Raw genomic sequence first — 14588 nt, 5'->3', positions numbered from 1 at the left:
GCCTGCCCGTCACCCGCGGGGTGGCAGGAAATCTAGCACAGCCCTTTGTTCTGCCTGTGGCAGCCACGCATGAACAGCGATTCCCAACACCCATCCGCCATTGTGCCGCCGGCACCGGCCGCTGCCGCCAGTCACAGCCGTTTCGTACAAAGGATACGGCGCCGTTACGAGGCCGAACTGAGCCTGCTGCCTCTGGGTCTGCCCGATCGCGCCGCGATGCAGGCGCTGATTGCGGCCCTGCAGGTGCAGGGCCGGCCGCTGGCCTCGGCGCTGCGGGTGGCTCGCCATCTGGTGCTGGAGCGGCTGGCGGTACACGACATCGAGCAGGCCGCGCCGATGAAGGCCATCACCGAGGCGATGACCACGCTGGCCGAGGTGACGCTGTGCGCCGCCTTGGCCCAGGCCCGCACCGAACAGGATGAGATCAACGGCCCGCCGCGCGACGCCTTGGGCGAGGTGATCGAGTTCTGGGTCGTCGGCATGGGCAAGCTGGGCGGCCGTGAGCTGAATGTGTCGTCCGACATCGACCTGATCTATGCCTACGACGACGAAGGCCAGACCGACGGGCCCAGGAAGGTCAGCGCCCACGAATATTTTTCTCAGGTGGCCAAGCGGCTCTATGCGCTGATCGGCGATGTGACCGAGGACGGCCAGGTGTTTCGCGTCGATCTGGCGCTGCGCCCCAATGGCAACTCGGGCCCGCCGGTGGTCAGCCTGGCGATGCTGGAGGAGTATTTCCTCGTCCAGGGCCGCGAATGGGAGCGCTTTGCCTGGCTGAAGAGCCGGGTGGTGGCGCCGCAGCAGCTCGATGTGGAGGCCACGCCGCCGGGGCAGCCGCCGGCCCGCGTGCTGCAACTGCGCTCACTGGTCACGCCTTTTGTGTACCGCCGCTACCTGGACTACGGCGTGTTCGAGGGCCTGCGCCAGCTGCATCGCAAGATCCGCGAGGAGGCCCAGCGCCGCGCCGCCGGCCGGCCCGAGCGGGCCAATGATGTGAAGCTGTCGCGCGGCGGCATCCGCGAGATCGAGTTCACCGTGCAGCTGCTGCAGGTGGTGCGCGGCGGCCAGTTCCCCGAGATCCGCACCCGCTCCACCGTCAAGGCGCTGGGCCGTTTGGCTGCCCGCGGGCTGATGAAGCCGGCCACCGCCGACAAGCTGGTCGAGGCCTACGACTTCCTGCGCCGCGTCGAGCACCGCATCCAGTTCCTCGACGACCAGCAGACCCACTGCCTGCCCGCGGCCGACGAAGACCTGGCCTGGATCGCGCGCAGCATGGGCCTGATCTGCTCGCAGGAAACCTGCCAGCTGCTGGACAAGCTGTGCGAGGTGCGCGAGCTGGTCGCCACCGAGTTCGATGCGCTGCTGCACGATGGCCAGGCCCCCAAGCCTGGCGGCTGCAAGGGCGGCCAATGCGGCGGCCCGGCGCTGCCCATCGATGCCGACGAGTTCCTGGAAAAGCTGCCCGAGCAACTGGCCGAGGCGGTGCGCCGCTGGGCCCAGCAGCCGCGCGTGCAGAACCTGCGCGAGGAATCCCGGCTGCGCCTGGCCAAGCTGGTCGGCCGCGCCGCCATCGGCGTGCGCGAGGGCGAATGCTCGATGGACGCGGCGCTGCGCTTCGTCGACTGGGTCGAGCCGCTGCTGCGCCGCGAAAGCTATCTGGCCCTGCTGGTCGAGCGCCCGGCGGTGCAGACACGGCTCTTGCGCCTCTTGGGCCTGGCGCGCTGGCCAATGCGCTATCTGATGCAGCATCCCGGCGTCATCGACGAGCTGGCCGACACCCGGCTGCTGCACGAACGCTTTGACGGTGCCGCCTTCATCGAGGACCTGCAGGGCCGCCACGATGCCTGGGCCCGCCACGGCGAGGCCGACGAGGAAGCGCTGCTGGACAGCGTGCGCCGCGCCCACCATGCCGAGGTGTTCCGCACGCTGGTGCGCGATGTCGAGGGCCGCATCAGCGTCGAGCAGGTGGCCGACGATCTCTCGGCGCTGGCCGATGCGACGCTGCAATGCGTGATCGGCTGGGCCTGGGACCGGCTGCGCCAGAAGCACCGCGAGCAGCCCCGCTTTGCCGTCATCGCCTATGGCAAGCTGGGCGGCAAGGAGCTCGGCTATGGCGGCGACCTCGACGTGGTCTTCCTGTTCGACGACGAGGACGAGACCGACCAGGACAACGCCACCGAGATCTACGGCGCCTTCGTGCGCAAGCTGATCACCTGGCTGACGCTGCGCACCGCCGCCGGCGAGCTGTTCGACATCGACACCGCGCTGCGCCCCAATGGCAACTCCGGCCTCCTGGTCACCTCGCTGGCCAGCTTCGAGAAGTACCAGACCGGCCGCGGCAGCAACACCGCCTGGACCTGGGAACACCAGGCCATCACCCGGGCCCGCTTCTGTGCCGGCGACGCCAGCCTGGCGGCCCGCTTCGAGGCGGTGCGGGGTCAGGTCTTGACGGCCGAGCGCGATGCCGAGGCGCTGCGCCAGGAGGTGCAGAGCATGCGCGAGAAGGTGCGGGCGGCACGGCCGGTGCGCGCCGGGCTGTTCGACGTCAAGCACAGCCCCGGCGGCATGATGGACGCCGAGTTTGCGCTGCAATACCTGATCCTGGCCCACTCGCGCCAGCATCCCGAGCTGCTCGCCAATGCCGGCAATATCGCGCTGCTGCAGCGCGCTGAAGGCGCAGGCCTGCTGCCGGCCGGCGTGGGCACGGCGGCGGCCAATGCCTACCGCGAGCTGCGCCGCGTTCAGCACCGGGCCCGGCTCGATGAACAAAGCACAGCCTTGGACGAGGCCGGGCAGGCCGCCCAGGGCATTGCGCCGCTGCGCGCGGCGGTGCTGGCCCTGTGGCAGGCGGTGTTCCCGGCCGCGTGAAGCTCGCCGCGCGCGCCTGCTGGCCGCTGCTGGCCGCCCTGCTGGCCCTGCTCGCGCTGGCGACCTGGGCCTTGCCGCAGGCCTGGTCCAGCGCGATCGACTGGCAAGCGGCACTGGCCATGCGCGAGCCCTGGCGCAGCTTCAGCGCCGCGCTGCTGCACCTGAGCGCCCAGCACCTGCTGGCCAATCTGGCCGGCTGTGCGGTGCTGGCCCTGCTGGGCTGGACCATCCGCATGCCGCCCCGGGCCTGCCTGGCCTGGCTGCTGGCCTGGCCGCTGACCCAGCTGGGCCTGCTCGCCCGACCTGCGCTGCAGCACTATGCCGGGCTCTCCGGCGTGCTGCATGCGGGTGTGATGCTGATCGTGCTGACCTTGCTGGTGCGGCGGGGCCGCGAACGTCTGATCGGTGCGCTGATCCTCGTCGGCCTGCTGGTGAAGCTCTACCTGGAAGACCCGCTGGGCCCGCTGCTGCAGGCGCGCGAGGACTGGGACATCCTGATTGCTCCCTTCGCCCACCTGAGCGGCGTGCTGGCGGCGCTGGTCAGCGCCGCGCTCGTGAGGGGGCTCGGCCTCGGCAAGGGCTGAGCCTTGGCTCAGTGCTGCGGCGCAGCAGCCGTGCGCCGCCCCAGCGCCAACAGGCTCAGCAGCAGCAAGGCGCCCCCCACGCATTGGCTGGGCCGCAAGGGCTGGCCCAGCAGCACGGCGGCCAGCACGACGGCCGTCAGCGGCTCCAGCAGCGTCGCGACCGTCAGCGCCGTCGGCTTCAGCCGAGCGGCGCCCCAGCTGAACGCCAGCAGGGCCAGCGCTGCGGTCACGACGCCAAGGTACAGATACCAGGCCTGCGGCGGCACATCGGTGGGCCAGACCAGCGGCCGGTACAGGCTGGACAAGCCCATGCCCGCGGCCGCCACCACGGTCAGACAGCTTGCCGCCGGCCCGGCGCCCAGCGCCACCGACAGGCGCCCGCTGACCAAGGAGAAGCCGGCATACAGCAAGGCCGAACCGAGCGAGAACAGCACGCCCAGCGTCATGCTGTTTGCCGCCGCCCCCGCCGCCCCCGCCGCCTGCGGCGCATGCTGGGCAACGATCAGCACGGTGCCGGCCAGCGCGCTACCCAGAATCATCAGCAGACTCAGATCCGCCCGTTCCTGGCCACGCAACACGGCCAGCAGCGTGACCAGCGCCGGCGGCAGGCACAGCGCGATCAGTGTCGGCACCGCCGCGCCCATCTGCTCGATGCCCAGAAACCACAGCAGCACATAGCCGGCCATGGCCAGACCGGCGCCCAGGACAGTCGGCAGCTGGGGCCGCAAGAGCCGCCAGGACAGGCGGCGCCCGAACACCAGCAGCAGCACCAAGGCACCCACGACAAAGCGCCAGAAGGAAATGCTGGCCGGCGCGATGCCGTACTGGGCGACCAGCACATTGACGACCAGGGCGCCCGTGCCCCACAGCACACCGACGCCGCAAGCGGCCAGGAAGGCCAGGCCCGCAGGCGCGGCGCTTTGGGAGCCTCGGGAGTTTTCAGCGTGGGGCATGGATCCGTTTCTGAGGCCTGGTGGGGGCAAACGGCCCATCCGACGAACCGCGACTGCCGGCATCATGCCAGCGGCCGCAAGGTCTGGCCGAAAGCCAGAACCTCAGCCCAGCAGCCGCGTCATGAACAGGCTGTGCGGGTCTTCGACGTAATCGCCGAACGGACCGCAGACCTCGAAGCCGGCCGCGCGATACAGACCGTGAGCCGGCTTGAAGAAATCATGCGGGCCGGTTTCCAGGCTCATGCGCTGCACGCCATGGGCGCGCGCATCGGCGAGCAGCTGCTGCAGGATCGCGCGGCCCACACCGCGGCCGCGGGCCGTCGTGGTGGTACGCATCGACTTCAGTTCGGCGTGCGTCTCGCCGGTCGCATCAATCCACTTCCAGGCGCCACAGCCAAGCAAGTCGCCAGCATCATCCCAGGCCGTCCAGAAGCGCACATCGGGCTGCTTGAGCGCCTGCAGGTCCAGTGCAAACACGCATTCAGGCGGCGAGATCCGGTACATGTCCGCCAGATGTTCCTCGAGCAGCACGGCAATGCGCGGGTCACTGAGCTCGTCAAGGCGCAGCGTCAGCGCCTCCTTGGGATTCGATGTCATGAAGAGATTGTCCTTGAAGCCTGTTCGGCCAAGCAGGACATGACGCAAGCGCCATGCCAATGCGGCGCCCCCCCCCCGGGCCCAGCGCGCTTGCCGCCATCCGCACAGCCACGCCAGACTGGTGCCGGCCTGGTTCGGCACTGCATTCACAATGCACAGTTCCGGTGCCGCTGCACCGCTTTGCCGCATTGCTTCGCTGCACCGTGCCGACATGACTGAACGCAAGCTCCATCTCGACGCGCTGGCCGTCACCCTGCTGCTGGCCTGTTGTGCACTGTGGGGCCTGGGCCAGGTGGCCATCAAGGCGGCGATGAGCGAGATCAGCCCGTTCTGGCAGTCGGGCCTGCGCTCCGGCCTGGCGGCGCTGCTGGTCTGGGCCTGGTCGGCCTGGCGCGGCATCCCGCTGTGGCAGCGTGACGGCAGCCTGGCCAGCGGCCTGCTGGTCGGCGCACTGTTCGCCGCCGAGTTCGGCTGCATCTTCTATGGCATGCAGTTCACCAGTGCCTCGCGGATGGTCGTGTTCATCTACCTGGCGCCTTTTGTCGTTGCCCTGGGCATGCCCTTCATCGCCCACAGCGAGCGGCTCAAGCCGCGCCAGCTGCTCGGCCTGAGCCTGGCCTTCGGCGCCGTCGCCTTCGCCTTCGCCGAGGGCTTTGGTGCTCATGCCGATGCGCAGCCGCTGCAATGGCTGGGCGATGCGCTGGGCCTCTTGGCTGCGCTGCTGTGGGGCGGCACGACGCTGACGATACGCGCCACCCGGCTCAGCCAGGCCAGCGCCGAGAAGACGCTGTTCTACCAGCTCGCCGTCTCCGCCGTGCTGCTGTGCGCGGGTGCGCTGCTGCAGGGCGAGCCGCTGCCGCTGCACTGGTCGCCCCGGCTGATCGGCCTGTTCGGCTTCCAGGCGGTGATCGTCTCCTTCGTCAGCTACCTGGCCTGGTTCTGGCTCGTCCGCCACTACCCGGCCACGCGACTGGCCAGCTTCACGCTCAGCACGCCGCTGTTCGGCCTGCTGGCCGGCGCGCTGCTGCTGGGTGAGCCGATCACGCCGAGGCTGCTGGCGGCGCTGGGTGGGCTGGCGGTGGGGATTGCGTTGGTGAACAAATAGGCGTCGGCTCTGGTGCAGGCCCGCCCCCGGGAGGCTTGAGTGCTGCGCTGACATGGACCTGTACGCTCCCTTTCTCGGAGTCAAACGAGGCTCAATGCTCGACGCGTCTCGAAGGGGCGCTCGCAGATGTCGCCCCGGCAAAAGGCTCCCATCAAATGGATGGGTTCCGAGTTCTAGCGTGGAGTCATAGACCTCGGACCTCACAGGCTGAGCGACATCGCCACAGGAGAATCCCTGCGCTTGTGAGCGTCATCGATGGCACCACAATCGGCACCCAACTGACAATCAAAATGGGCAGGCTTTGAACCACAGTACTACGGGTTTTGGCGACGAGGGCGCGCCACCCGATCTCGCAGTCACCGAGCAAGACATTCTCGCGAACGCGTCACGCCTCGCGCTGATGGCGCTTGAGCAATTTAACGTAGACGCCACTTACGACGCGAAAGGCGTTCTCTGGCTAGATCGCTTTCTCACTGGGATCCGTGCGATGGTGAACGAAGATCAAAGAGCCGTTCTATTGAACGCAGCGGGTTCATTTCTGGGAGAGTGCGTGCGTCAAACCTATGGCGGCTGCTGGGTCCTGGACGCGCAAACCGGCGCCTGGGGCGTCAAGGTCAACGAGCGCATGATCGTGCACCCCTTCGCCAAGGCTCACAAACAACTGGAGGGTGGAGAAGGCGACTCAGTGCTCGGCTTCTTTCTCACGATCCGCCACCTCATGAATGGCCTGCCATCCGAGGAAAGCGCTCACGAATCCAAGCGGGCCCCAGCAGTTCGTCGGTGGTGGCAGGTCTGGCGACGTGGCCGATGATCACCAGCCATTGGGAAAGGCGAAAAGATGAACCGCGATTCCTCCTTCCCCGCCGAAGGTGGCTGCGATTGCAGGGCCGTTCGCTATCGGATGGAGACGGCTCCGCTCTTCGTTCACTGCTGCCACTGCCACTGGTGCCAGCGCGAGTCCGGCGCTTCATTTGCGCTCAACGCGATGATAGAAGCCGATCGCGTGACCGAACTCGGTCAGCAGCCCGAACTGATCGACACCCCGTCGGCCAGTGGCAGCGGCCAGCAGATCGCCCGCTGCCCACGCTGCAAGGTCGCCGTGTGGAGTCATTACGCAGGCGCAGGCCCTGTGGTCAAGTTCGTCCGCGTCGGCACGCTCGACCTGCCCGAACTGCTACCGCCGGACATCCACATCTTCACAGCATCCAAGCAAGCCTGGCTCGTGCTCCCACCGGGCACGCCGGCGGTGACCGAGTACTACGACCGCGAAGCCTACTGGCCCGCAGAGAGCCTCGCCCGTCGACTGGCGATCCTTCCACTCATCGAGGCCTACCAGGCGGGCCGGCGTCACGATCCGGCGTGATGGTCTCAAGCCGAATTGCCCGCGCCCTGCTTTGGGCGCCCAAGGCATCAGCCCCAGGCCAAGCACACTGCACCCAGTGGCCGTTCCGGGGCGGTGAACGCTGCCACAATCGCCGGCACTCAAGCTAGGCCGCGCCGCGCAACGTGCCCAGTCACCGCAGCACGCCGGCGACGTGTCGACTCCAATATGGCGCCGCGCCATCGGCCTACAAATCCTGTATCAGATCACCGCGCACATTCATGGGCTTTCACACACAGCTTTCACTCTACTGGGACGACGCAGACTACGCCAAAGGCACGCTGTCCACCGAGCAGGTCATCGACGCTGCACGTGTCTTCATCGCTGAAATGGACTGGTCCGAGGACGTGCTCAAGGATCTGCGCGCGTCTTGCGAACGCAACTGGCTGGGTGAGCCGGCGTTCAATGGCGTCATGTCCTACGGGCTGATCGCATTGATCGAGTCCATCTCAAAGCAACTGCCGGACATCACCTTCTACGCCAAGGGTTCCGGGGAAGAACACTGGGACATCTGGTCGCGAACATTCAGGGCTGGCGTCGAACAACAAAGTCACGGGCCGTTTGACGCAGACCTGCCTCCGATTCCCGAGGAACTCATCGCCCAGGCCAAGGCGGCCCATGCCGCCGCCACTGAGCGTCAGGCCAAAGCCATCCAGTCCAATCGGCGGGGATGGCTGTCAAGACTGTGGGGCTGACTTGTAGCGCTTCGCCCAATCCTTGTCGGGCGATGCTGCATAGCCAGCGCTTCGGCACCCGCTACCTCGTTCTGCTGCCGACTCGCCACAACATCACAAGCCAAGAATGGCCACCAACATTCACGTCTTTTTCGAACTCCCCGACGACCTTGTGCTCGATGTCGGCCAGGTACTGGAGAGGCTTGAACCCAGCACGTCCGGCTGCGTATCGGTCAGGACGTACTGGTCCAGCGTGGGACCCCCCTACTCAGACCAGGAGGCCTGGACATTCAGCGATCGACGCTCGGAGCTCGCAGGCGATGTGTCAATCGAAGAGCTCACATTCTCGGCACCCGGGGCAATCTTCCTCGACATCCGGAATCGTCTAGGCATGATTCGCACCGGAGCAAGATGGCGGGGTTTTCTTGCCATCGACGAACTTCACGCGGTCCATTTGCGCGCCTTCAAGTCGATCGGAAAAGCGCTGGGCGCATCCCGGCTGGTGCTGACCTCAGATTTGGACGACCCCGCCTTGGATTGCTTTCTCGACGGCAAGTCGCTCAACGACTGCATTGCCGCGCTCGAGTTGGAATACGGCCCGGCCGCTGGCGACTGCGAAGCCATCGCGGAGAACATCAAGCTCGATGTCGAGCGCGGTGTGCCTGCTGTGTGGTTCCTGAGCGAGCTGGCGAACCAGTGATAGCGCCTGTCGAGCACTACGCTTCACAAGTGATGCATCGCTTGGTGCCTCGTTGAAACAACCCAATGCCAATCGAACCATGCTCGCCCTCAAGCTCTTCCTGGTCCCCAGCTTCCTGCTCCTCGTCAGCCTGGCCGGGGCCCGGTGGGGCCCCACCGTTGCCGGCTGGCTGGCCGGGCTGCCGGTGGTGGCCGGGCCTATCCTGTTCTTCCTGGCCATCGAACACGGGGCCGACTTTGCATCCGGCGCAGCGGCCGCGTCGCTGTCCGCCGTGTTTGCGTCGGTCTCATTCAGCCTGGCCTATGCCCACGCAGCCCAGCGCCTGGCCTGGCCACCGTCGCTGCTGATCGCCTTGTCTGCATGGGGCCTGGCAGCGGGTGCCCTGTGGTGGCTGGCGCCCGGCACCGGTCTTTCCTTGTTGCTGGCCTTGCTGACGCTGCTCGGCGCGCCGCGCTTGTTCCCGGCCTCACCGACTGCAGGCGCTGCGCATGTGGTCTCGGCGGCGGAATTGGCCACAAGAATGCTCGCAGGTGCCTGTCTGACGTTAGCGGTAACCGCCGTTGCAGGCAGGCTGGGGCACGGCTGGTCTGGCTTGCTATCGGTGTTTCCCGTGCTGGGCATGGTGCTTGCGGTGTTCTCTCAGCGCAGTGAGGGGGCCGGCTTTGTCGCCTCACTGCTGTGCGCCATGGCCACCGGCCTCTACTCATTCGCCACCTTTTGCCTGACGCTGTCGCTGGCCTTGCCGCATGCGGGTATCGCAGCCGCGTTCATGCTGGCGGCATGCCTCTCTCTCACCGTTCAAGTGATCAGCAAGCGGCGACTGGCTGCCGCGAGGATGCAGCCCGCCCGGCCCTAGACGTGCGTCGCGCATCAAGTGCCTGGCGAAGCGCGCGCAGCGTTTTCTGTCACCCACGCGCCATACCCGCCCTGCTCGTGGAACTAGACTCCCAGCCATTCCCCTAGGAGGCCATTCCCATGCTCAAGCTCTGCGGTTTTCCGCTCTCGAACTACTACAACAAGGTCAAGCTGGCCCTGCTGGAAAAGGGCGTCCCCTTCGAGGAAGAGCGGATCTTGACCAAGTCGGCCGACGAGGCGGTGCTGAGCTGCACGCCGCTGGGCAAGGTGCCCTTCATCAAGACGGCGCAGGGGCCGCTGTGCGAGAGCCAGGTGATCATTGACTACCTGGAGGCCGCCTACCCGGAACACCCGCTGACGCCGGCCGACCCCTACGCCGCCGCCAAGCTGCGTGAGCTCGTCACCTTCATCGAGCTGCATCTGGAGCTGGTCGCCCGCGAGCTTTACGGCCAGGCCTTCTTCGGCGGCAGCTGCAGCGATGCGAACAAGGAGCGCGTCAAGAAGCTGCTGGACAAGAACATCCCGGCCTTCAAGCGCCTCGCCAAGTTCGCGCCCTATGTGGCCGGCGACACCTTCACGCAGGCCGATTGCGCCGCCTGGGTCAGCCTGCCCTTGGTGGCCATGGCCACCAAGCTGGTGCTGGGCGAAGACATGCTGGCCGCGCACGGCATCGACTGGAAGGCCTACGCCAAGCTGATCGGCGATAGGCCAACGGCGCAAAAGGTCGCCGCCGACCGCAAGGCCGATGACGAGCGAACCCGCGCTGCGCTGATCGCCAAGGGCTGAGTGCCGAGTCAGCTCGTCGCGTAGTCCAGCAACAGCACATCGCCCTCGCGGCCATAGGGGTCCAAAAAACGTTGGGCGACACGCAATCGCGGGTCGGCCAGCATCGCGGCCCAAAAGGCCTCGGCCTCGGGCCAGCCGTCAAGCACGGTGATCGTCCAGGGCGTCTGACGCTGCGCCAGGAAGTGCCAGACGATGTCGCGCGCCAGGCCGCGCCGCCGGTAGCGCCGCAGGATGAAGAGGTCGGCGATTTCCTGCGCCTCGGGCACGACGTCCGAGGGCTCGATCAGCACAAAGCCGGCGATCGCGCCATCGACGCGAATCAGGTGCGCCGCCCAGCGCGGCAATTCCCAGTACTGACCGAAATAGCTCGGGCTCAGCGAGAAGAAGCCGTCGGCCTCGACGTCGACCTCATCCTCGCGCGAGGTGTCGTAGCAATAGAACTGGAACAGGTTCCAGATGACCGATTTGTCGTCCAGTTGGTGCGGACGGATCTCGACAGACATGGCGTGGGACAACAGCAATTCGAACAGCCGCCGACTGTGCCAGGGTGTCGAGCTGCGGCCGTTCGTCACGAACGCTCGCAAGCCCTGCCATCACACCGAATCGAGCTGCGGACGGCGCTTGTGCCGATTGCCGCGATAATCGCGCCCTTTTGCAGGCGCCCGCCTGCCCCACATGGCGCCGCCCCACGCAGCGCCGCAACTGAAGTACTGACGATGAACAAGAGTGAACTGATCGAAAAGATTGCCGACAAGGCTGGCATCACCCGCGCCGCTGCTGCGACCGCCCTGGACGCCACGCTGGCCAGCGTGAGCGAAGCCCTGGTGGCTGGCGAAGCCATTGCCCTGGTCGGCTTCGGCACCTTCAAGGTGAGCGAGCGCGCTGCCCGCACCGGCAAGAACCCCGCCACCGGCGCCACGCTGGAAATCGCCGCTTCCAAGTCGGCCAAGTTCACGGCCGGTAAGGCCCTGAAGGACGCTCTGAACGCTTAAGCGTCTGCGTCAGCGGGCGCGCTCAGGCTACAGTACCTGATGCCGCCCGCGCCCGCCAGAACTCAGCGTCGATCAGCTGCGTAGCGCCGCTGCGCTCATTGAGCAGCCAGAGCTGGCGCCCATCGGGGCTGACGCGGCAGACCTCGCCGATATGGCGGCCGGCCGCAACGCGCTGACCCATCGCGTTAGCCGGGAAGTCCTTGGCCGCCGCCAGCTGCTGCAAGGGCAGCACCGGCCGCGCATCGCCCGCCAGGCGCTGGCGCGCCAGCAGCGGCGCCAGCCAGGGGCAGGCCACATCACCGGCCGACAAGAACACCAGCAGCTTGGCCTGGGCTCGGCTCCAAGCCACATTGATCAGCCGCCGCGCCGCCTCGTTCTGCAAGAAAGGCTGGCGGCCATCGACCGGATCGAACAGCACCAGCGCCGCCTCGCTGCCCTGCGCCTTGTGCACGGTGCTGACCCGCAGGCTGTCATCAATGCCCTGCTCGGCCAGGCAGCGGCGGATCAGCGCGCGCTGGGCCCGGAACGGCGTCAGCACGATGATCTCCCCGGCCTGCCATTGACCGCTGTCCAGCGCCGCGCGCAAGAGCGTGGCGATTGCCTCGGCCGACTCGCGCCGCAGCGGCCCGCGCGCCTCGGCCACCCAGCCGCCATCGCGCTGCACCGGCATGATCTGCAGCGGGGTATGCGCGTCGATATCGCCTAGCGCTCGGGCACGCGCCTGCGCCCAGCTGGCGCTTTGCAGAGCCTCGTCGGCCACGCGCAGCCGGCCTTCGTAGAACACCTCGCTGACCAGTTCGCAGATTGCTGGCGCCATCCGCGACTGCTCGTCCAGCATCACCACCGAAGGCGCCGCACCGCGCGGCATGTCGGCAAAGGCCGAACGGCCCAGCCAGCGCCGTGCCAGCGCGTCCTCGCTGCGTTGCACCGGCGCCAGCTGCTCGGGGTCACCGGCAAACAGCCAGGCGCGCGCCAGCGGCATCAGCAGCAGGGCCTGCGCCAGGCTCAGCTGGCTGGCCTCGTCGATCACCAGCAGGTCGAAGAAGGGCTCGTCCGCCTCAGCGCTCAGCTCGCGCAGCGTCTTCAGCGTGAAGCAGGCACGCGCCGCCGTCATGCTGACCAGGCGCGCCTGACGCAGCACCTGCAAGGCGCTGGCACGCGAGGCCTCACGCAGCTGGCGCAGCCGTTCGCGCCAGGCCTGCAGGCGCTGCGCATCGCTGGCCGATGGCCGCTGCGCCTCGTGGCGCGCGAGCTGGGTGATCAGCGCCGCATCGCCGCGCGGGATCAGGTGCTCGCGGCCGGCATAGGCCTGCGCGTCGAAGCGCGAGCCCAGTCGCTGCACCGTCGCGCGGAAGGCCTCGCGCCGGCCTTTCTCCAGGGCCTTGTCGACCGCCAGCGTCGCCAGATCGACGGCGGTGTGCGTGCTGGCGATCAGCAGCACGCGGGCCTGTGGGCGCTGCTCCAAATACTCGGCCAGCAGCACGCCCAGCGTCGTCGTCTTGCCGGTGCCGGGCGGGCCCCAGAGATAGGCACAACGCTGGCCCACCAGCCCCAGCGCCTGGCGCTGGCCCGCGCGCAGCCAGCGAAACGGCGCGCCGCTGAGCGGCGGCGCGCCGGGCAGCGGCTCGGCACGTGACAGGGCCGGCCGCAGCGCCAGCGCGCGTTCGGCCCAGGGCGTGTCCCAGGCGGCGTCGGCCAGCGGCTGCAGAAAACGCGGCGGGTAGAGGCGGATCAGCTGATCGGGCCCGGGTGGCGCGCTGCTGGCCTGTTCCAGCAGCAGCTGATCCTGCTCGACCAGCACCGCCAGCACCTGGGCGCCGCCGCGCTCCGGTGCGCCCCACCAGGCGCTGGCGCCATCGAGGCTGTCGTCCAGCAGCGCCTGCGCGCCCTGCCCGGGCCGCTGGCCCTGGGCGAACACATAGTCACTGTGCAGCGTGACACGCCATAGCTCGCCCTCGCGCTCACGGCGCAGGACCTTGAAGTCGTAGTACTCGGGCGTCGCGGCCAGTTCGGCCTCGACCGCCGCACGCAGCTCGGTGAGGCTCATGCCAGCGCAGGGTATGCAGGGAGCGGCACTATAGCTGCGCCGGCGCTGCGCTTCAGCGCGCCAGCAAGCCGCCTCGATGCCCTTCCTGGATGCGCCGTTGCAGCTGCAGGATGCCGTAGATCAGCGCCTCGGCCGTTGGCGGGCAGCCGGGCACATAGATGTCCACCGGCACGATGCGGTCAACGCCACGCACGACCGAGTAGCCGTAGTGGTAGTAGCCGCCGCCATTGGCGCAGGAGCCCATCGAGATCACATAGCGCGGCTCAGACATCTGGTCGTAGACCTTGCGCAGCGCCGGCGCCATCTTGTTGGTGACGGTGCCGGAGACAAACATCAGATCGGCCTGACGCGGGCTCGCGCGCGGGATCATGCTGAAGCGCTCCATGTCGTAGCGAGCTGCGGCCGCGTGGATCATCTCGACGGCGCAGCACGCCAGACCAAACGTCAAATACCAGAGGCTGTTGCCCTGCGCGGCGCGCACGGCATCATCGAGGCGGGCCAGCACAAAGCCGTCGCTCTCCAAGGTGTAGGGGTGTTGAGTCGAAGCCATGGCGCCATGCTGCGGCCAAGGCAGCCCGCCGTATTGAACAAAAGCGACATCGCCATGCGCCCGGCGCGCGTGCGCGACTCATTGACCCACTCACTCGTCAATGAAGGTCCAGGTGTCCGCGCCATCAAAGCGGCGCACCCGCACGCTGGCCAGCAGCGCCGGGTCGAAGTTGCTCAGGTTGACGCCATGGCGCGCACCCAGCTGTCCATCGATCGGTTCCCAGTGCGTGACGCTGGCGCAGACGCTGCAGTGCATCGTTCGCAGCGTGCGGTCCCCCCAGACATAGGCGCGCAGGACCGACTGTGGATCGTCGATCTGCACGGTGCCGAACTCGTAATAGGCCCAGGGACCGCCATGGCGACGGCACAGCGAGCAGTTGCAGGAGATGCCGGTCTCCGGCGTGCTGGGCAGGCGCAGCTTGACCGCGCCGCAATGGCAATTGCCATGGTGTTCCATCAAAGCCCTCCGGGATGATCGTGCTGGGCCGACTGTAGCC

The 14588-nt window shown here is 67.7% G+C and carries 16 protein-coding genes; 10 read left to right on the top strand and 6 right to left on the bottom strand.

Annotated elements, in window-relative coordinates:
* The first annotated feature begins 69 nt into the window (after positions 1-69).
* Together glnE and rrtA are read left to right on the top strand one after the other, a co-directional pair.
* Complete coding sequence (glnE, locus tag RQP53_RS09550) at positions 70-2868, top strand: bifunctional [glutamate--ammonia ligase]-adenylyl-L-tyrosine phosphorylase/[glutamate--ammonia-ligase] adenylyltransferase (protein ID WP_315650074.1); 2799 nt, start codon at positions 70-72, stop codon at positions 2866-2868.
* On the top strand, positions 2865-3452 hold the full coding sequence (rrtA, locus tag RQP53_RS09545; RefSeq protein ID WP_315650073.1) for a rhombosortase: 588 nt from the start codon (positions 2865-2867) through the stop codon (positions 3450-3452). Before glnE ends, rrtA begins: the two co-directional genes overlap by 4 nt.
* An 8-nt stretch (positions 3453-3460) precedes the next feature.
* Here rrtA and RQP53_RS09540 read toward each other — a convergent pair whose 3' ends face one another.
* The gene (locus RQP53_RS09540; RefSeq protein ID WP_315650072.1) at positions 3461-4405 is read right to left on the bottom strand and encodes a DMT family transporter; all 945 of its coding nucleotides are present in this window, start codon (positions 4403-4405) and stop codon (positions 3461-3463) included.
* 102 nt (positions 4406-4507) lie between these two features.
* Positions 4508-5002 (bottom strand): GNAT family N-acetyltransferase, encoded by a 495-nt coding sequence (locus tag RQP53_RS09535; protein WP_315650071.1) that lies wholly within the window; start codon positions 5000-5002, stop codon positions 4508-4510.
* Positions 5003-5213: 211 nt separating this feature from the next.
* On the opposite strand from RQP53_RS09535, the gene RQP53_RS09530 reads away from it, so the two are divergent.
* The 7 genes from RQP53_RS09530 (at position 5214) to RQP53_RS09500 (ending at position 10503) form a co-directional block, all read left to right on the top strand.
* Positions 5214-6107, top strand: a complete 894-nt coding sequence (locus RQP53_RS09530) for a DMT family transporter (RefSeq protein ID WP_315650070.1) — start codon at positions 5214-5216, stop codon at positions 6105-6107.
* Positions 6108-6408: 301 nt separating this feature from the next.
* On the top strand, positions 6409-6918 hold the full coding sequence (locus RQP53_RS09525; RefSeq protein WP_315650069.1) for a hypothetical protein: 510 nt from the start codon (positions 6409-6411) through the stop codon (positions 6916-6918).
* Positions 6919-6945: 27 nt separating this feature from the next.
* Positions 6946-7470 carry a GFA family protein gene (locus RQP53_RS09520; protein WP_315650068.1) on the top strand — a complete coding sequence of 175 codons (525 nt, stop codon included), beginning with the start codon at positions 6946-6948 and terminating at the stop codon, positions 7468-7470.
* Positions 7471-7709: 239 nt separating this feature from the next.
* A complete protein-coding gene (locus RQP53_RS09515; RefSeq protein ID WP_315650067.1) occupies positions 7710-8183 on the top strand; it encodes a hypothetical protein in 474 nt (157 codons plus the stop codon).
* A gap of 106 nt (positions 8184-8289) precedes the next feature.
* Positions 8290-8862: a hypothetical protein gene (locus RQP53_RS09510; RefSeq protein ID WP_315650066.1), complete on the top strand. Its 573-nt coding sequence runs from the start codon at positions 8290-8292 to the stop codon at positions 8860-8862.
* Positions 8863-8941: 79 nt separating this feature from the next.
* Positions 8942-9718 carry a hypothetical protein gene (locus RQP53_RS09505; protein ID WP_315650065.1) on the top strand — a complete coding sequence of 259 codons (777 nt, stop codon included), beginning with the start codon at positions 8942-8944 and terminating at the stop codon, positions 9716-9718.
* A gap of 119 nt (positions 9719-9837) precedes the next feature.
* Positions 9838-10503, top strand: coding sequence for a glutathione S-transferase family protein (locus tag RQP53_RS09500; RefSeq protein ID WP_315650064.1), 666 nt, complete (start codon positions 9838-9840; stop codon positions 10501-10503).
* An 8-nt stretch (positions 10504-10511) separates the two neighbouring features.
* Here RQP53_RS09500 and RQP53_RS09495 read toward each other — a convergent pair whose 3' ends face one another.
* A complete protein-coding gene (locus RQP53_RS09495) occupies positions 10512-11006 on the bottom strand; it encodes a GNAT family N-acetyltransferase (RefSeq protein ID WP_315650063.1) in 495 nt (164 codons plus the stop codon).
* 213 nt (positions 11007-11219) lie between these two features.
* On the opposite strand from RQP53_RS09495, the gene RQP53_RS09490 reads away from it, so the two are divergent.
* Positions 11220-11495 (top strand): HU family DNA-binding protein, encoded by a 276-nt coding sequence (locus RQP53_RS09490; RefSeq protein WP_315650062.1) that lies wholly within the window; start codon positions 11220-11222, stop codon positions 11493-11495.
* Between the two features lie 22 nt (positions 11496-11517).
* Here the strand turns inward: RQP53_RS09490 and RQP53_RS09485 are convergent, their stop codons facing one another.
* The 3 genes from RQP53_RS09485 to RQP53_RS09475 form a co-directional block, all read right to left on the bottom strand.
* Positions 11518-13542, bottom strand: a complete 2025-nt coding sequence (locus tag RQP53_RS09485; RefSeq protein WP_315650061.1) for a DEAD/DEAH box helicase — start codon at positions 13540-13542, stop codon at positions 11518-11520.
* Positions 13543-13594: 52 nt separating this feature from the next.
* Entirely contained in the window at positions 13595-14092 is a 498-nt protein-coding gene (locus RQP53_RS09480) for a NuoB/complex I 20 kDa subunit family protein (protein ID WP_315650060.1), read from the bottom strand.
* A gap of 90 nt (positions 14093-14182) precedes the next feature.
* Positions 14183-14548 carry a GFA family protein gene (locus RQP53_RS09475; protein WP_315650059.1) on the bottom strand — a complete coding sequence of 122 codons (366 nt, stop codon included), beginning with the start codon at positions 14546-14548 and terminating at the stop codon, positions 14183-14185.
* Positions 14549-14588: the final 40 nt, after the last annotated feature.

Source organism: Roseateles aquae (assembly GCF_032337115.1).
In the GTDB taxonomy this organism is placed as follows: Bacteria; Pseudomonadota; Gammaproteobacteria; order Burkholderiales; family Burkholderiaceae_C; genus Roseateles_C; species Roseateles_C aquae.
This window is presented reverse-complemented; position numbering and strand designations above follow the sequence as displayed.

Bases quoted from the DNA above. Each gene is read 5' to 3' on its own strand.
- glnE (WP_315650074.1), top strand. From the start codon at position 70: ATGAACAGCGATTCCCAACACCCATCCGCCATTGTGCCGCCGGCACCG.
- RQP53_RS09540 (WP_315650072.1), bottom strand. From the start codon at position 4,405: ATGCCCCACGCTGAAAACTCCCGAGGCTCCCAAAGCGCCGCGCCTGCG.
- RQP53_RS09535 (WP_315650071.1), bottom strand. From the start codon at position 5,002: ATGACATCGAATCCCAAGGAGGCGCTGACGCTGCGCCTTGACGAGCTC.
- RQP53_RS09530 (WP_315650070.1), top strand. From the start codon at position 5,214: ATGACTGAACGCAAGCTCCATCTCGACGCGCTGGCCGTCACCCTGCTG.
- RQP53_RS09520 (WP_315650068.1), top strand. From the start codon at position 6,946: ATGAACCGCGATTCCTCCTTCCCCGCCGAAGGTGGCTGCGATTGCAGG.
- RQP53_RS09515 (WP_315650067.1), top strand. From the start codon at position 7,710: ATGGGCTTTCACACACAGCTTTCACTCTACTGGGACGACGCAGACTAC.
- RQP53_RS09510 (WP_315650066.1), top strand. From the start codon at position 8,290: ATGGCCACCAACATTCACGTCTTTTTCGAACTCCCCGACGACCTTGTG.
- RQP53_RS09505 (WP_315650065.1), top strand. From the start codon at position 8,942: ATGCTCGCCCTCAAGCTCTTCCTGGTCCCCAGCTTCCTGCTCCTCGTC.
- RQP53_RS09500 (WP_315650064.1), top strand. From the start codon at position 9,838: ATGCTCAAGCTCTGCGGTTTTCCGCTCTCGAACTACTACAACAAGGTC.
- RQP53_RS09495 (WP_315650063.1), bottom strand. From the start codon at position 11,006: ATGTCTGTCGAGATCCGTCCGCACCAACTGGACGACAAATCGGTCATC.
- RQP53_RS09490 (WP_315650062.1), top strand. From the start codon at position 11,220: ATGAACAAGAGTGAACTGATCGAAAAGATTGCCGACAAGGCTGGCATC.
- RQP53_RS09485 (WP_315650061.1), bottom strand. From the start codon at position 13,542: ATGAGCCTCACCGAGCTGCGTGCGGCGGTCGAGGCCGAACTGGCCGCG.
- RQP53_RS09480 (WP_315650060.1), bottom strand. From the start codon at position 14,092: ATGGCTTCGACTCAACACCCCTACACCTTGGAGAGCGACGGCTTTGTG.
- RQP53_RS09475 (WP_315650059.1), bottom strand. From the start codon at position 14,548: ATGGAACACCATGGCAATTGCCATTGCGGCGCGGTCAAGCTGCGCCTG.